Raw genomic sequence first — 15,799 nt, 5'->3', positions numbered from 1 at the left:
AGAGCCATGGTCATTGGTAAAAACCTCAAAAACATTAATGAAGAAAACAACTTCTTCTATCTAACCTTAGCGCTAGTGATTTTGTTGCTAGGGAGTGCGATGGCACAAGTAGTAGGTGAAGGGACGATTGAACACATACTTCAGGCTTTCACGGTTCTGACGTTTATCGTCTGTTTTGCGAGCCTTCGCTTTGACAAAACCTGGTCTCGTTTCCTCTACAGCCTGTTTGGTGTTTGGGTTCTTGTGATTGTGATCAAGACCGTTTTCGACATCAGAGAGATGAATGTGGTGATGCTTGCCCTCACCTTTGCGTTCTTTTTCGGCACTTTCAAATCCATCGCAAGACAGATTCTTTTCACCGGCCATGTCAACAGCAACAAAGTCATTGGCTCGGTAGCGCTTTTCTTGCTGCTTGGTCTGATGTGGGCGATTGCCTACCTCATTCTGCTTGAGTTTTCGCCTGAAGCCTTTACCGGTATGGAAGCGATTTCTTGGGGGCAGAACTTCTCCAATGCAGCGTATTTCAGTTTCGTTACCTTAACCACGCTCGGTTATGGCGACATTAGTCCTCTAACACCACTGGCTCAAGTCGTGGTGTATTTAGAGGCCATCACAGGTGTTTTTTATATGGCGATTGTTGTTTCAAGTCTCGTCAGTTCTAACATTGATCATCAGGTAAACAAAAATGGATAAACAATCGGTAAAAATCGACAGTAAGCTTTTCATCAGTAATATGGTGGAATCGGCAATACGCATTGGCTTGATCTTTGTCTTGCTGATGTTTACGTACGACATCATCAAACCCTTCATCCTTCCGGTTATTTGGGGCGCTATTATAGCCGTCGCTTTAATGCCGCTTACCCAAAAATTGCAGCGTGTATATGGTGGTCGTAGAGGCTTGGCAGCCACAACCATTGCTTTACTTGGTATTGCCCTCCTTGTCACGCCACTTGTTATGGTATCAGGCTCCATTGTGGATGGTGCAACGCACGCGCTTGAAGTACTACAAAATGGACAAGTGAAAATACCAGGGCCAAAACCTTCCGTAGCGGATTGGCCTATCGTGGGTGATAAGCTCTACGAAGTGTGGACCCTATTCGCTACTAATCTTGAACAAGCTATTCAAACCTTTATGCCACAAATAAAGGCAGGACTCACATCTTTACTGGGTACACTGGGGGGCGTATTGGGAAGTTTACTGCTTTCAATCTTGTCACTTGCGATTGCAGCAGGTTTCATGACGTACTCTGAATCTGCAGCATCAGGCTTAAGAACCATCGCGATTCGAACCGCTGGTGAAAACGCAAAAAGCTGGACCACGCTTATCGCTGCGACAATTAAAAGCGTACTGCTTGGCGTAGTCGGTGTAGCAGCGATTCAAGCACTGTTGATCGGTGCTGGTTTCTTCGTATTTGGCGTTCCGGCAGCAGGTTTACTCACACTGCTTCTAATGATTTTATGTATCGCTCAGCTCCCGGCGTTGCTCGCAGTGCTACCTGTGATTGGCTTCATGTACATGACCCAAGACACCTCAACAGCAACCATGTTTACTGTTTGGGTCGTAGTTGCGGCTCTTTCTGAAAACCTGTTCAAACCAATGTTAATGGGACGTGGCGTCGACGTGCCAATGCCTGTGATTCTGCTCGGTGCCATCGGTGGTATGCTTTTCTACGGTATCGTTGGTCTGTTCTTAGGTGCCGTTATCCTAGCAATTTGGTATGAGTTATTTGTTTGGTGGTTGAGCATTGAGAAAGCACAACAGCAAGAAGAAATGGCAGAACAACAAGACGCTTCTGATGACCAATCAGAACCTGGACACGGTGCTGGCATTTAATAAATCAATAAGTTAGAAAGAAATTTAATCTATAACTTATGATATCAAACCGCTGCATTTCAGCGGTTTGATTCTATTTGGATCACAGTTTCGTCGTAATAAATGCGATAAAAATGACGTTCTTGTTAAATTTTCATACTTATTACACTTGGGAGTTGCAATCGGGCAATGAACGATGCACTCTCGATGACCACTAATTTGCTTAGGATAAAAACAATGAAATTGATCAAGCCTTTAACTTGTGCGCTTGCTCTCGCAATGAGTGGCATGGCATTCGCAGATGTAACCGTGAGTGTTCCTGACAACGTTTCAGTATTAGCGGCTAACGGTGAAAAAGCAGATCTTTCGGGTGGTTTTTTCGCCTCTGAAAGAACACTGACGTTACCTGATGGCCTTAACCAAGTCGTATTTCGTTTCGCCCCTTACTTCAACCAAGGTAATGACCGTTTAAGTGTTGAAAGCGATGTTATCGTTACACGATTTGACGCGACCAATGCCGAACTCACTCTACAAATGCCAGAATACCGCAACCTACGTGATGCGGAAGAGAAGATCAAAGACTTAGATTGGAAACTGGTTGATGATTCTGGCAACGCAATCGCGGTTGACCAGGACAAGTTGCTCAAACCGGGTATGCAAATCGGTCGTGATTACGTACGTGAAATCGAAGATTATAACCAAGCTGGCGGTGCAGCAGCCGTGGCTTTTGCTGGCGCAGCAACCATGCAGCCAGTCACGCTTCCTGCAAAGGTTCCTGCGGATATGAAGCAAGTGAGAGCAACTGCGGTTAAAGCGGATTCGACAGCTGAAGAGATGCTGCACTTCTGGTACCAAAAAGCAGACGCAGAAACCAAAGCTCGCTTTAAGAAATATGTTAATCAACAGTAAATCTGGTTAACTTTATCGATATTAAAAAAGCCACTTCACGTGGCTTTTTTGATCAAAAATTAGGAAGCTTGGACAACTTTAGTATTGGCGATCAAGTCATGCAACAAACGTCGCTCCGGATGAAAGAACAACAATGCCAAATTTACCAACGGGATCCCCGGAATGAGCATCTCCAGCAAGTAGCTAATAACAAGCCTTAACCCTGCTGTAACTTTCGTTGCCTTACTATCATTTTTCATTACAACTTTAATACCAATCATGCGCATACCAATGGTTTGCCCATGACTCAATGCATTCCAGTTGATCATTAAAACCGTTGGTAAAGAAAGCAAGTAAAACGCCTGAGTTTCACGAACAAGCGTGAGGTTATCTGCTAAAGAGAGCTGAAAGTCGTTAAGAAAAGAGTTAATACTCAATGCGATGATTAACACGACCACCATCGTAAAGAGCAGGTCGATAAAACCAGCAATGATTCTCTGTTGCTTGCTCGCGATAAAAGCATACATGGACTTCAGTCACCTCAATGTAATTGGTTAAGCGAGAATGACTGAGTGTACAGACGCGCAATGGTGAGCGCAGTTTAGGTATTGCCAACATAATATTCAACTAAGAACATACTAAATCGCGGTCGTATCTCAAAAGTAATCATTACATCTTGAGCATAACCGTATCAATTTAACAAAACGCTACCAGTAACGTTCGTAAATGATATTTCCCCCGGTTTGATGGCGATACTTTTCCAAGCCTAGCTCTTGTAAGACGGGCACGGTATCTTTGATCATTTGTGGATTCCCACACATCATGACAAAGCTACGCTGAGCTGAGAATGGCGCATCAGCGGCGTTGGACAGTAAACCCGATTCGATGAGTTCAGGAATTCGGCCTTGTAATTTACCATCAACCACCTCCCTGCTGACTATCGGTATATACTTTAATCTGCCTTCATATCGTTGCTGAAGCTGTTCAATTAGGTATTTATAAACCAGATCTTTTTCGAAACGAACGGCATGAACCAGCACAATGCGCTCATTGTGAGGCGGTAAGTTTATATCATCCAGCAGCGATAAAAACGGTCCAATCCCCGTACCTGTAGATAGCAGCCACAGGTCATGAGCCTGTTTAGGAATAGAATCATGGGTTAAATCGCCATGTGCAGTGGCACCGACATAAATGCTATCACCAGATTTAAGCTTTTGGAGCCGTGGAGAAAGTTGTCCTTGAGGGTCGGCTACTATTAGAAATTCCAACCAATCGAATTGCTCGCTTGGCGCATTAACCACGGAGTAAGCACGGCTGATCGGCTTACCTTCATCATCAAGCAAAGCAAGCTTGGTGAATTGGCCAGCTTTAAATGAAAGAGGCGCGCCAGATATTCTCAAACTGAACAGCTCACCTGTCCAATCAATGCGTTTCTCAACTCTTGCGAGGTTGAAACCTTTGAGTTCAATCATGAGACACCTCCTATCTGGTTACTCTTAGTTAAACTTACGCCTTCAAATCGATTATGTAAAGTTTCTAGTTTACATAATCAAACCACTATTTCATTTCACATTTTAAAAACAATTTTATTACATATTAAATGATTACATCTAGAATAAATGCTCAAAGTGATAAGTCGCGTCGCAATTTGTGGCAAAGCAGATGAAAAAGGAGCAATAAAAATGGACACACTGTTAAAGGACTTTCCCGTTATCACAGAGATAAAAGTCGCATGGGGTGAAATGGATGCTCTGCAACACGTTAATAACGTGGTCTATTTTCGCTACTTCGAGACCGCACGTTTAGATTACTTCAACAAAATTAACCTGCTGGTCGACCTGCAGACCTCGCAAATTGGACCAGTACTGAGCGAGACTCAATGCCGCTACAAATTGCCTGTTACTTACCCAGACACGCTATTAGTCGGTTCTCGCGTAATCGACATGCAAGAAGATCGCATCACGATGGAGTACCAAGTGCTGAGTAAGAAGTGGGGTAAAATTGCGACCATCGCGACCGCCACTGGTGTGATGTTTGATTTTAAGAACAACGTTAAAGCTGCGATTCCAGATCACGTTCGCCAGTCGATTTTAGACTTGGAAGGAACCGTGGGTAGTACGCATCATTTGGAGTAGCAAGAAACGAGAGATTAAAGGCGAGGTTCCCGACAGCGCTTCTTCATCGCTATCGGGAATGATGCTGAGGTACCATTCCAGCCCGCGTGATAAGAAAACTAGCGTCATTCTAGCGAGCCATAGCGAGAGTAAGAATCTACTTACCGCTTGCTGCAGACCATAAAGCCATGAATAAACTCAATACAATCTGAGAGTAGATTCTGAATCACGCTCGTTCCTCGCTGTTCAGAATGACGGTTCGAGTTTGGCTCTGAGCTCTACAAAACCATCTAAAAAAGCGATTCCAGACAAGCCTAAGTGACCATCCGAAATCTCGCTTGAGACGCATCAGCAGCGCGACTCTTCCAGCCTACGCGATAAGAAAAGCTACGTCATTCTAGCGAGCCAAAGTGAGACTAAGAATCTACTTGCCGCTTGCTACAGACCATAGAGCCATGAATAAACTTAATACAATCTGAGGGTAGATTCTGAATCACGCTCGTTCCTCGCGGTTCAGAATGACGGTTCGAGTTTGGCTCTGACCTCTACAAAACCATCTAAAAAAGCGATTCCAGATAAACCTATGTGACCATCCGGAATCTCGCTTTAGACGCATCAGCAGAGCGACTCTTCCAGCCTACGCGATAAGAAAAACTTCGTCATTCTAGCGAGCCAAAGCGAGACTAAGAATCTACTTGCCGCTTGCTGCAGACCATAAAGCCATGAATAAACTCAATACAATCTGAAGGTAGATTCTGATTCACGCTCGTTCCTCGCGGTTCAGAATAACAGTTCGAGATTGGCTCTGACCTCTACAAAACCATCTAAAAAAGCGATTCCAGATAAGCCTATGTGACCATCCGGAATCTCGCTTTAGACGCATCAGCAGAGCTGACTCTTCCAGCCTACACGATAAGAAAAACTGCGTCATTCTAGCAAGCGGTAAGCGAGACTAAGAATCTACTTGCCGCTTGCTGCAGACCATAGAGCCATGAATAAACTCAATACAATCTGAGGATAAATCCTGAATCACGCTCGTTCCTCTCGGTTCAGAATAACAGTTCGAGTTTGGCTCTGACCTCTACAAAACCATCTAAAAAAGCGATTGCAGACGAGCCTATGTGATCATCCGGAATCTCGCTTTAGACGTAACAGTAGAGCTACTCTTTCAGCCTACGCGATAAGAAAAGCTACGTCATTCTAACGAGCCAAAGCGAGACTAAGAATCTACTTACCGCTGCTGTAGGCCCATAGAGCTATGAATAGACTCAATACAAGCCTGAGGGTAGGTTCTGAATCACGCTTTAAACGTAACAGCAGAGCGACTCTTCTAGCCTACGCGATAAGAAAAGTGGCGTCATTCTAGCGAGCCAAAGCGAGACTAAGAATCTACTTACCGCTTGCTGCTGACCATAGAGCAGTTAGCAAAACGTCTCGATATACAGCGCTTCGACTTTGTCCCGCGCCCATTGCGTTTTGCGCAGGAACTTCAGCGACGATTTGATTGAAGGATCTTTTTTGAAACAGTTCACACGAACGCGCTCATACATGCCATTCCAACCAAAGTGTTCAACTAGTCGGGTGACGATTTTCTCTAAACTCAACCCGTGAAGTGGGTTATTCGGCTGATGTTGGCTCATGCTATTGATCCGGTAAAGTGAAGTTGCGCGCTAATCTAACTCAAACTCGCCGTGCAACCTAATGTTTTAACCTTGAATTGGCCTACGACTCTCCCCTATAGTAGCCCAAACTTCATAAAAGCCCTTTTCACGATGAAAGCCCTCAACGACCTCAATATTTTTGTCGAAACAGCGCGCCAAGGCAGCTTTTCAAAAGCCGCTAACAGCATGGACATGACACCAGCCGCCATTAGCGCATCGATTAAGCGTCTTGAAGGGCAAATCGGTTTCCCGTTGTTTGTGCGTTCCACCCGAAGCCTGCGTTTAACCTCAGAGGGCGAACTGTTTTTAGACAAAACCACGCAAGCGTTGGCAACATTGCAAGAGGGGTTGGATCAGATCTCAAGTGCGCGCGGGGAGTTGTCTGGTCAGCTGCACATTACTGCATCCTCCGATTTTGGTCGCAATATGTTGCTCGATTGGGTGGATGAGTTCATCGATCTCTACCCAAATGTTTCCATTAAACTAGAGCTGTCCGATAGCTTGACGGATATGTACACCAAGCCTGTCGATATTGCGATTCGCTACGGCGAACCGGCCGACTCCAATCTGGTCGTATTGGCATTGTGTGGGTCAAACGAACGGATATTATGTGCATCGCCAGAGTACGTAGCTACACATCCAGAACTCACCTCTCCTGCCGATTTAACGCAACACAATTGCTTGTGCTACATGGTCGCGGATTCGGTCTACAACAAATGGACGCTCACGCGTGGCAGCGAGAAAGAACAAATCGTGGTCAGCGGTAACTTGTTGAGCAACGATAGTGACTTGCCACACCGGTTAGCGATCAAAGGCAAAGGCATTGCGAATAAATCATTGATGGACATTAGCCGAGACTTAATCGAGGGAAGATTGGTACGAGTGTTACCAGAGTGGGATTGCGGCCCAGTGCCGCTCTACATGGTATGTGCCGATCGTCGATTATTGACGCCAACGATTCGGACTTTCCGCGACTTTATCCAACAAAAATGCTGCCAACAACGCGCCAACGTGCTGGCAACCTTCTGTCATTAGGCGATAAATCGAAGAGGACGAATCTGGGTATACTCAACCCAATCGTTCTCTTCTAATGTTTCAAGAAACGTCGACATGTGCGGGCTTTGCAAATGCTTATCCAAGGCCTCTTGCGATGCCCAAATCTCTTGGAACATAAATAGGCCATCAACTTTTTCGTCGAGATACAACTCGTATTGGCAACAGCCTTCTTCTTGACGAGTTGGCTCTAGTAAACCAGCAAGCAAATTCACCACCTGATCCTTACTATCTGGATAGGCTTTCACTTCTGCAACTAAGTGGATCATCGTTTTATCACTCTTTTGCGATTTATATATTGATTACAGGGTTCTACGTCACCTGCAAGTAAGCTCGAATTAGATCTCGGTGAATACGGTTTCTGCGTCCCAGCGAGACTTTGGCGTTTTCGCGTTGAAGTCATCTTCCGCGTGGTAGCCCAGCGGCACGATCACAACGCTGGTGTAACCTTTTTCACGCAAGCCAAATTCTTCATCCAGCACTTTGGGATCAAACCCTTCAATTGGCACTGCATCAATTTCTAGCGTCGAAGCACCCAACAACAACGTACCCACGTTGAGGTAAACTTGTTTCTCCATCCAATGATTCGCATCTTTCAGATCAAAGCGGTGCATGTTCACAAAGTAGCTACGACCACCACGCACAGCCGCTTTCGCTTCTTCGGTTGGGAATCGGCCATCTTTTTCTTCTTGCGCCATTAGCGCTTCAATGTAGTCGTTATCAATGCCTGTTTTCGCACAAAACACCAATACGTGAGAAGCGTTGAGAATCTTCGCCGCGTTAAACGCGTAATTCTCTTGCGCCGCTTTAGCGATGCGCTGCTTGCCTTCTTCTGTGCTTGCCAGAATGAAATGCCAAGGCTGGGAGTTCACACTCGATGGACTAAAACGAATCAGCTCTTTAACTGCATCGATTTTTTCTTGAGGTAGCTTGCGCGTTGGGTCAAACACTTTCGTTGAGTAACGAGATTTTGCAGCTTGTACGATATCCATGAGGTTCTCCAATTAATGAATTTAAGCTGTGTAACAGCATAACCTCATGAGATAAAGGGAAAAACCGATTTCGATTAAAAACATTTTCAAAATAAATTTGAAAATAAAACGATAAGAAAGGCTTTGAGCGTTCTCACTGAATTTCTTCATCTTTTCGGCAATAATGCATGTTTGCTCGCAACCAAACTCAACTCATGCTGCCTCAAGATAACGTTATTACATCCTTTCTGTGCAAAAAGCTCGGTCACAATCACCTTCGAATTGCCGGCGAATATTGGCACATTGAGAAGTTGGTGGCCTTGCAATGCATGATGTTGAAAGAAGCGCCTAACCTCCAAGAAGGGCTGCTTTGGTGGAGTAAAAGTGTCTCATTATTCGACCGCCGTTTGTACGTCACATTTCAACATGGTGATGCCCAAATCCATCTGCAAGTAGAATGCAGAACGGGCGATATGCCAAATTGGGCGGAGTCGGTGTTTGGCTTGCTCAGAATGCAGTTGGAGATGCTTGAGCTAAGCGAATCAATACAAGTACAAGTTCAAGCCAGCAATCCATTCGCGGCCGATATTTTTCTAGGGGAAACGCGAGATTCTAAAACGAGTTCAAGCGTGTTTGAACTGGTGAAACATGTTTATTTGCTGCTTTCTCACCAGCCAATTGAGCAACCCGAATTGCTGAGTGTTTTGAACGCCTTGTTCATCAAAAACAGCAATTACGCGTTCAAGTTAGAGCAAGCGGCAAGGCAACTGGGCGTCTCCAAACGCACCTTGCAACGTCGACTGCAAGAGAAGCAAATGAGCTACTCTCAATGCGTTGATTTCGCTAAAAGAAAGCAAGCACTCACTTTGCTTGCCGACACCCAACTCACAACGCAGCAAATCGCCTATCAACTTGGTTATGAAGAACCTTCGAACTTTCACCGCACTTTTCGTCGTTGGTATCCGTTTTCACCCATGCAATATCGCCAACAATGTTTGGATAACCGAACTCAACTAAATCAACAACCGATCCGCTTATACTACGCCAAAGCCAATACCTTCGACGATAACCACATCGACCAACCTGTCGGCAAAATCTGGATGGAAGTGGACAATATTGCGTTTGAAAAAGTGGTCTCGGTAGAATGCCGTGACCGTGATGGCGCATGGCGGCGCTACCCCGCCTTCTTCGAGCGTTTTTTAAGTCATGGCACCGAACTCTGGGCAACGACCGAACTTCCGGTAGCGCACCCCCTTACCTTTCGCCTTTGTTATGAAGTCGATGGGGAACGTTACATTGAGAATAACCACCAGCGTGACTATGTGGTTTCTAAGGGGCTTTTAATTGGCGCAACGGAATACATTGTCCCGACTCGGCAGCTTATTAATATTGGGGCGCAATACACGCTCTTTATCGAACTGGCATGCCGACTTGAAAACGTTTCGAGGATTGACTGTTACGTCGATGATGACCCCACACCTCACGCAATGCGCTTGACCCAACACTCGCTACATTATGCTTGTTGGGTGCTGCAATTATCGCTCACTCAAACTGCAAAGCAGTGCCGTTTCCGCCTTTATGATGAATCCGACAACGAGCTCGCGAAAGATCATTACCCGATACAATATCCTATTGTGCAACCGCTCAATTAAAACTGTCGGTCAGATCAAAATCGTCTCTTCGTGACATCATTTCACGTCTTTTTTGGCGTGAAATGACACTCTCAATTTCAAACCTTTGATTTATCGTTTCCGCATTGCTGCATAACGGAGACAAAAACCGTGTTTGAAAACTTACCTAACCCTATGAATAAAATAAAAATACTACCTTTAGCGATCGCCTTAGCTCTTTCTGGCTGTGGTAGCGATGAAACCACACCAGCAGATACAGGAAGCCACGTGGCATCTCCTGATTGGCAAGATCAAATCATTTACTTCCTGATGATCGACCGTTTTAACGACGGCGACAGTGCTCTTAATGATCAAGGGCAAAACGAATTCGATCCGACTTCGGATAAAAAATTTAGCGGCGGCGACCTCGTTGGTGTGAGTGATAAGTTAAGCTACATCGAAGATCTCGGTGCCACATCGATCTGGATTACTCCGCCAGTTGCTAACCAATGGTGGGATGCAGAGCAAAACTACGGCGGCTACCACGGGTACTGGGCGCGCGATTTCCAAAAAGTGGATGAGCACTTCGGCGACCTAGAAAGCTACCAAGCGTTAGCACGCGAAGTGCATGCGCGTAACATGTTCTTAATTCAGGACATCGTGACCAACCATGTAGGCAACTTCTTCACCTACGATGATCCTTACAGTTATGATCCAAGCCTACCTTGCCAAGGCTTCCGTTTGATTGAAAATGCGCTACCCGCCGGGCAAGAACTGCCGTACCCACTCAACATGAACGAGTGTAAAACAGACGGCACAGGCAGCTACCACTGGACGCCAACCATCACCGACCACAACGATCCGGTACAAGAAAAAACCTGGCAACTCTCTGATTTGGATGACCTTAATACGTCCGATCCTGAAGTACGCGCTTATCTAAAAGAGAGCTACCGAAAATGGATTCGCGAAGTCGGCGTCGACGGATTCCGTATCGATACGGTGAAGTTTGTTGAACACGACTTCTGGAACGACTTCCTACATGCCGACGATGGTGTGATGACGCAAGCGGTTGATACCGGTCGTGACAACTTCCTCACTTTTGGTGAAGTATTCGAAACATCTACGCCTTACCACACCGAAGGCGAAGAGAAGATGCTGACTTACATCGGTGAAAGTGGTTCGCCGAAACAGCTAACCTCGGTACTGAACTTCCCATTGCAAGCGACCATGACGCGCGTATTTGCATCAGGACAACCGACCGACTATTTACGTTTCCGTCTTGAGAAAATGATGGAGATGTTCCCAAATCCATACATCATGCCGAACTTCATTGATAATCACGACATGCCGCGCTTTCTGTCGCAAGGTAGCGTGAATGACATGAAACAAGCATTGATCACCATGATGAGCGTACCGGGTATTCCTGTGATTTACCAAGGTACAGAACAGGCGATGTCAGCGGCACGCGATGCTATGTTCGCCGGAGGGTACCGTGAAGATGGCAACTACGTAGACTCGTTCGACCAAAACAGTGAGATGTACTTGTTTATTCAAGAACTTGCCAAGCTACGCACTGAAAACAAAGTCATGACACGCGGCGAAATGAAAGTGATTGGCAGCGATAAAGCGGGCGCGGGCGTCTTCGCCTTTACCCGAACGTTGGATAACGACGAAGTCTTGGTTGTGATGAACACATCGAATTCCCCGATGTTGATGAACCAACTCGATGTAGAACAAGTTGGCGGCACCGTCTTCCAACAACAAATCATGTCGAACTGGGCAGAAGCTCCAGAACAGTTAGTCGCAGATGAAAATGGCCATGTGACGTTGGAACTGCCAGCCAAGTCAGCTGTGATTTACTCAAAAACAAGCAGCAATCAATCTGTAGATACCCCAGACCTCAATATCCGACTTGCTCAAGATTGGGAAGGACAAACCATCACTGGTGATATTGTTATCGCGGGTAGTGCGAACGCCAACGAGAAGTTGAACCTCGTCGTCGATGGTAACTTGGAAACGGCGCAAGCCATTACTGTAGGCGATGATGGTCAGTTTAGCGTCACGCTGTCGACTCGTCACTTTGCTATTGGCGAACAACAGCACCGCTTCGCGATTTATTCCACCGAGAAAAAAGCAGGCATCGAGGACGTGAATTTTGTCTCGAACCTAAGCTGGTCAAACACGCCGGATGACACCATTGATGATGCAGGCGATGCACAAGACGGCATGGGCGGTCCTAACGGTAACTATTCGCTACCAACGGATCCAACATTCGATAAAAACAATAGCCAACTCGCAATCAACAAAGCTGAGGTATTTACCGTTGGCAGTAACGTACGTTTGACCTTCACCATGGACAAGATCACCGACACTTGGTTACCACCAAACGGCTTCGACCACGTAGGTTTCACCATCTTCATTGATTTACCTGAAGAAGCCGCAACCAACTTGTCTGAGCTACCGAAGATCAACGCTTCTATGCCAAGCGGAACCTGGAGTCGCAATGCGGTTGTTTTTGGCTGGCAAAGCTCTATTTACAACACCAAAGGAGCAAATGCGACGACATGGGGAGAAGCCGTAACGCCAGCACCAACAGTGACAGTAGACAAAGCCAACAACACCATTTCAATGGACTTTGCTAGCGATGCACTAGGCCGCCCAGATTCGCTCGATGGTATCCGTTTCTATGTCACGACTTGGGACTTAGACGGTCTTTCAGCAACTTACCGTCCGCTAGAGCAAGACAAAGGCCCTTGGAACTTCTCCGGTGGCGCATCGGATGAAAGTAAGATTTGGGACGATTTACCAATCATCACCTTGTCGGAATAAACCGTTAAAAAAGACACCGCCCAGCGTTTAGCTGGGCGGCCATCAACAAAAAAAATGCAGAAAGACACTTCTGCTCGTTTTTATTCTAGTTAAAGAACGATTTCACCCACAGCACCAGACTGTCCCAAAGCTGACCGAACCACGAGCCCTCTTCTACCGCTTGGCTGCTGACCAAGGGATAACTCGCCACGGTACTGTCATCGCTTTTCCAAACGACCTTACCAATCTCATCCCCTTGCGCGATCGGCGCAATCAACGGTTCATTTAACACCACACTCTTATCAAGCCCAGCCGTCATTGAACGAGGCAGAGTGAGATAGGCATCTTTAGCGAAGATCGCTTCGACTTGATTGGCATTTCCCTTCCAAACGCGAACTTTAGACTCAACTTGGCCCTGCTTAGCAACTTGCTTGGTGTCATAAAAACGAAAACCATAGCTGAGTAGATTCTTCGATTGGCTGATCCGAGCCTGTTTACTCGGCGTGCCCATCACCACCGAGATAAGGCGCATTCTTCCTTCTTTGGCCGAGCTCACTAAGCTGTATCCCGCATTGCTGGTGTAGCCGGTTTTTCCCCCGTCGACATCAATGGAATTGTCCCACAGCAATTTATTGCGGTTGTACTGTGTAATGTCGTTCCACTTGAAGACTTTCTCGCTGTATAGCGCATACACATCAGGAACATCGCTGATGATCGACTGCATGAGTTTTGCCATATCGGTTGGTGAGGTTTGGATGCCATCACTATCAAGACCATGGGAGTTCACAAAATAGGTGTCTTGCAGTCCTAATTTCTCCGCCCAACCATTCATCAAGGCGACAAAGCCGCGTTCACTGCCTGCAACATGCTCAGCCAGTGCAACGCACGCATCATTTCCTGATTGGATGATCACGCCGCGCATTAAGTTCGCAACACTAATTTCATCTTTCGGTTTGATGAACATTTTAGAAGAACCGGGAAACTTGGCCGACCACGCGTTTTCGCTCACGGTGACAACATCATCCCATTTCAAACGCCCCGCTTTGATTTCTTGTCCAACTACATAAGCGGTCATCAACTTGGTTAAACTCGCCGGAGCAAGGCCTGCTCGCCCGTTATGCTCGGCAATAATGGCACCGGATTGAAAGTCCATTAATACGTAGCCTTTTGCCTGTAACTGAGGTGGGTTGGGCGTAACAACGGCAAAAGTAGGTACGCTTATTAAACAAGTCACAATTGTCCATCGAGCCAGTGACACTTTCATCCGACTTCCTCCATGCTCTTACTTTGTCGCAACTCTATTGAGCATAGCTCACTCAACCAGTTGCACCAGTCGCTAATCGTTTCATTTTCTTGAACTTACATTGATTTGACCAAGGTATAGAACTGAAGAGGCGATTGGGAAATAGCATTGGTTCTTCATGCCATTCGCAGTAAAGTAGCGCTACCCCTCAATAAGGAAATAAAGATAACAATGAACGCTCAATCATTTATCGACGCAGGATTGCATTACACTCCCCACAGTTTTACCGTTCCTCTGGATTACCAAGACGCGAGCAAAGGCACCATTGAAGTCTTCGCCCGTGCGGTTTGCCTAGTTGGCGATGAAGAATCGACCAAACCTTGGTTGGTTTACTTTCAGGGCGGGCCTGGCTTTCCCTCTCCGCGTCAAAACGGCAATAGCGGCTGGGTAAAACGCGCGCTGCAAGAGTACCGAGTTTTGCTTCTCGACCAGCGTGGTACGGGCAACAGCAGCGTAATTAATCATCAGACGCTTGCTCACCTCACGCCAGAGCAACAAGCAGACTACTTGAGCCACTTCCGAGCGGATAACATCGTGCGCGACGCGGAATACATTCGTGAGCAATTTGGCGTCGAAAAATGGGCGATCTTAGGTCAAAGCTTTGGTGGTTTTTGTTCCCTCACCTATTTGTCTTTGTTCCCAGACAGCTTGCTGCAAAGCTACATCACGGGTGGCGTGCCATCAGTCTCGCGTCATGCCGACGATGTGTATGAAGCCACCTTCAAACGCACCATGGAGAAAAACCAAGCGTTCTTCCAACAATTTCCAAGTGCGCAACAACTTTGCCAAAACATTGCGAATCACTTGCTGGAAAATGAAGAGTACCTACCAAATGGTCAACGCTTCACGGTGGAGCAATTTCAACAAATCGGCATCAACTTTGGTGTGAGTGATACTTTCTTACCAACTTACTATTGGCTAGAAAGCGCGTTGATTGAAGTGAACGGCAAACCACAACTTCGTTATGAATTCTTAAACGATATGTTGGCGCAGCAAAACTTCCAAACCAACCCGATCTACGCCATTTTGCATGAATCGATTTACTGTCAAAGCTTCGCGTCGAATTGGAGTGCGCACCGCGTTCGCCAAACCCGATCAGAGTTTAATTATGAATCTGGCAAGCCATTTTACTTTACGGGGGAAATGGTCTTCCCATGGATGTTCGACCAATACGTTAACCTCAAGCCACTAAAAGACACCGCAGAAATATTGGCAGCGAAAGAAGATTGGACTGCGCTGTACGATCAAACACAACTGGCTCAGAACAAAGTGCCTGTCAGTTGCGCCGTTTACGCCGATGATATGTTTGTTGAAATGGATATCAGCCGAGAGGCGCTCGCGTTAATCCCAAATTCAAAAGCGTGGATCACCAATGAGTACGAGCACAACGGTTTACGTGCCGACGGTGAACGTATTCTCGATAGGCTCATAGCCATGGGCAAACAGACCGCAGCTACGTTGAAATAAGCACGGCAGACGTTAGAAAAACGCCTTTTCAGTATGTGGTGAAAAGGCGTTTATAGCGGTTTATGAACAATGGCGATCAGTCATTCACTCTTTGTCCCTAAACCTTTATCC

At 46.3% G+C, this 15,799-nt stretch carries 14 protein-coding genes; 8 read left to right on the top strand and 6 right to left on the bottom strand.

Translation table 11 applies throughout. The features are described from left to right. Positions 1-6: 6 nt before the first annotated feature. The 3 genes from R7Q09_RS12520 to R7Q09_RS12510 all read left to right on the top strand — a co-directional run bounded on the left by R7Q09_RS12520 (position 7) and on the right by R7Q09_RS12510 (position 2,722). Positions 7-693 carry a potassium channel family protein gene (locus tag R7Q09_RS12520; RefSeq protein ID WP_017634413.1) on the top strand — a complete coding sequence of 229 codons (687 nt, stop codon included), beginning with the start codon at positions 7-9 and terminating at the stop codon, positions 691-693. After that, positions 686-1,834 (top strand): AI-2E family transporter, encoded by a 1,149-nt coding sequence (locus R7Q09_RS12515; RefSeq protein WP_005386936.1) that lies wholly within the window; start codon positions 686-688, stop codon positions 1,832-1,834. The genes R7Q09_RS12520 and R7Q09_RS12515 overlap by 8 nt, the downstream gene beginning before the upstream one ends. A 216-nt stretch (positions 1,835-2,050) precedes the next feature. Continuing rightward, positions 2,051-2,722 (top strand): DUF2057 domain-containing protein, encoded by a 672-nt coding sequence (locus R7Q09_RS12510; protein ID WP_017634411.1) that lies wholly within the window; start codon positions 2,051-2,053, stop codon positions 2,720-2,722. Positions 2,723-2,781: 59 nt separating this feature from the next. On the opposite strand, the gene R7Q09_RS12505 is transcribed toward R7Q09_RS12510, so the two are convergent. Together R7Q09_RS12505 and R7Q09_RS12500 are read right to left on the bottom strand one after the other, a co-directional pair. Continuing rightward, entirely contained in the window at positions 2,782-3,228 is a 447-nt protein-coding gene (locus R7Q09_RS12505) for an RDD family protein (RefSeq protein WP_047102393.1), read from the bottom strand. A gap of 180 nt (positions 3,229-3,408) precedes the next feature. Next, on the bottom strand, positions 3,409-4,173 hold the full coding sequence (locus R7Q09_RS12500) for a ferredoxin--NADP reductase (RefSeq protein WP_062730902.1): 765 nt from the start codon (positions 4,171-4,173) through the stop codon (positions 3,409-3,411). A gap of 210 nt (positions 4,174-4,383) precedes the next feature. On the opposite strand from R7Q09_RS12500, the gene R7Q09_RS12495 reads away from it, so the two are divergent. Further along, positions 4,384-4,836 carry an acyl-CoA thioesterase gene (locus R7Q09_RS12495; protein ID WP_005374933.1) on the top strand — a complete coding sequence of 151 codons (453 nt, stop codon included), beginning with the start codon at positions 4,384-4,386 and terminating at the stop codon, positions 4,834-4,836. A 1,400-nt stretch (positions 4,837-6,236) separates the two neighbouring features. Here R7Q09_RS12495 and R7Q09_RS12490 read toward each other — a convergent pair. Further along, the gene (locus R7Q09_RS12490) at positions 6,237-6,455 is read right to left on the bottom strand and encodes a VF530 family DNA-binding protein (protein ID WP_025613103.1); all 219 of its coding nucleotides are present in this window, start codon (positions 6,453-6,455) and stop codon (positions 6,237-6,239) included. Positions 6,456-6,587: 132 nt separating this feature from the next. Here R7Q09_RS12490 and R7Q09_RS12485 point away from each other — a divergent pair, with 132 nt between their 5' ends. After that, positions 6,588-7,511, top strand: a complete 924-nt coding sequence (locus tag R7Q09_RS12485; protein WP_318070898.1) for a LysR family transcriptional regulator — start codon at positions 6,588-6,590, stop codon at positions 7,509-7,511. Here the strand turns inward: R7Q09_RS12485 and R7Q09_RS12480 are convergent. Together R7Q09_RS12480 and R7Q09_RS12475 are read right to left on the bottom strand one after the other, a co-directional pair. After that, positions 7,508-7,798, bottom strand: coding sequence for a putative quinol monooxygenase (locus tag R7Q09_RS12480; RefSeq protein WP_005484222.1), 291 nt, complete (start codon positions 7,796-7,798; stop codon positions 7,508-7,510). The two genes, R7Q09_RS12485 and R7Q09_RS12480, sit on opposite strands and share 4 nt — an antisense overlap. 69 nt (positions 7,799-7,867) lie before the next feature. Next, positions 7,868-8,521 carry an oxygen-insensitive NAD(P)H-dependent nitroreductase NfsB gene (locus R7Q09_RS12475; RefSeq protein WP_005480118.1) on the bottom strand — a complete coding sequence of 218 codons (654 nt, stop codon included), beginning with the start codon at positions 8,519-8,521 and terminating at the stop codon, positions 7,868-7,870. Positions 8,522-8,688: 167 nt separating this feature from the next. Between R7Q09_RS12475 and R7Q09_RS12470 the strand changes: the two genes are divergently transcribed. Both R7Q09_RS12470 and R7Q09_RS12465 read left to right on the top strand, forming a co-directional pair. Further along, a complete protein-coding gene (locus R7Q09_RS12470; protein ID WP_318070900.1) occupies positions 8,689-10,152 on the top strand; it encodes an AraC family transcriptional regulator in 1,464 nt (487 codons plus the stop codon). Between the two features lie 129 nt (positions 10,153-10,281). Beyond that, complete coding sequence (locus tag R7Q09_RS12465) at positions 10,282-12,939, top strand: alpha-amylase family glycosyl hydrolase (RefSeq protein WP_318070901.1); 2,658 nt, start codon at positions 10,282-10,284, stop codon at positions 12,937-12,939. A gap of 85 nt (positions 12,940-13,024) precedes the next feature. Here the strand turns inward: R7Q09_RS12465 and R7Q09_RS12460 are convergent, their stop codons facing one another. Further along, entirely contained in the window at positions 13,025-14,182 is a 1,158-nt protein-coding gene (locus tag R7Q09_RS12460) for a D-alanyl-D-alanine carboxypeptidase family protein (RefSeq protein WP_021484077.1), read from the bottom strand. Between the two features lie 210 nt (positions 14,183-14,392). Here R7Q09_RS12460 and R7Q09_RS12455 point away from each other — a divergent pair, with 210 nt between their 5' ends. Beyond that, positions 14,393-15,688 (top strand): alpha/beta fold hydrolase, encoded by a 1,296-nt coding sequence (locus R7Q09_RS12455; RefSeq protein ID WP_318070902.1) that lies wholly within the window; start codon positions 14,393-14,395, stop codon positions 15,686-15,688. Positions 15,689-15,799 lie beyond the last annotated feature (111 nt).

The sequence above is a fragment of the Vibrio sp. 2130-1 genome (assembly GCF_033339515.1).
Note: the sequence above shows the minus strand (reverse complement) of the source record. Positions and strands in the feature narration are given on the sequence as shown.

Excerpts from the sequence above, each read along its gene's own strand:
- R7Q09_RS12460 (WP_021484077.1), bottom strand. The coding sequence starts at position 14,182 with ATGAAAGTGTCACTGGCTCGATGGACAATTGTGACTTGTTTAATAAGC.
- R7Q09_RS12490 (WP_025613103.1), bottom strand. The coding sequence starts at position 6,455 with ATGAGCCAACATCAGCCGAATAACCCACTTCACGGGTTGAGTTTAGAG.
- R7Q09_RS12470 (WP_318070900.1), top strand. The coding sequence starts at position 8,689 with ATGTTTGCTCGCAACCAAACTCAACTCATGCTGCCTCAAGATAACGTT.
- R7Q09_RS12480 (WP_005484222.1), bottom strand. The coding sequence starts at position 7,798 with ATGATCCACTTAGTTGCAGAAGTGAAAGCCTATCCAGATAGTAAGGAT.
- R7Q09_RS12500 (WP_062730902.1), bottom strand. The coding sequence starts at position 4,173 with ATGATTGAACTCAAAGGTTTCAACCTCGCAAGAGTTGAGAAACGCATT.
- R7Q09_RS12510 (WP_017634411.1), top strand. The coding sequence starts at position 2,051 with ATGAAATTGATCAAGCCTTTAACTTGTGCGCTTGCTCTCGCAATGAGT.
- R7Q09_RS12455 (WP_318070902.1), top strand. The coding sequence starts at position 14,393 with ATGAACGCTCAATCATTTATCGACGCAGGATTGCATTACACTCCCCAC.
- R7Q09_RS12515 (WP_005386936.1), top strand. The coding sequence starts at position 686 with ATGGATAAACAATCGGTAAAAATCGACAGTAAGCTTTTCATCAGTAAT.
- R7Q09_RS12505 (WP_047102393.1), bottom strand. The coding sequence starts at position 3,228 with ATGTATGCTTTTATCGCGAGCAAGCAACAGAGAATCATTGCTGGTTTT.
- R7Q09_RS12485 (WP_318070898.1), top strand. The coding sequence starts at position 6,588 with ATGAAAGCCCTCAACGACCTCAATATTTTTGTCGAAACAGCGCGCCAA.
- R7Q09_RS12520 (WP_017634413.1), top strand. The coding sequence starts at position 7 with ATGGTCATTGGTAAAAACCTCAAAAACATTAATGAAGAAAACAACTTC.
- R7Q09_RS12495 (WP_005374933.1), top strand. The coding sequence starts at position 4,384 with ATGGACACACTGTTAAAGGACTTTCCCGTTATCACAGAGATAAAAGTC.
- R7Q09_RS12475 (WP_005480118.1), bottom strand. The coding sequence starts at position 8,521 with ATGGATATCGTACAAGCTGCAAAATCTCGTTACTCAACGAAAGTGTTT.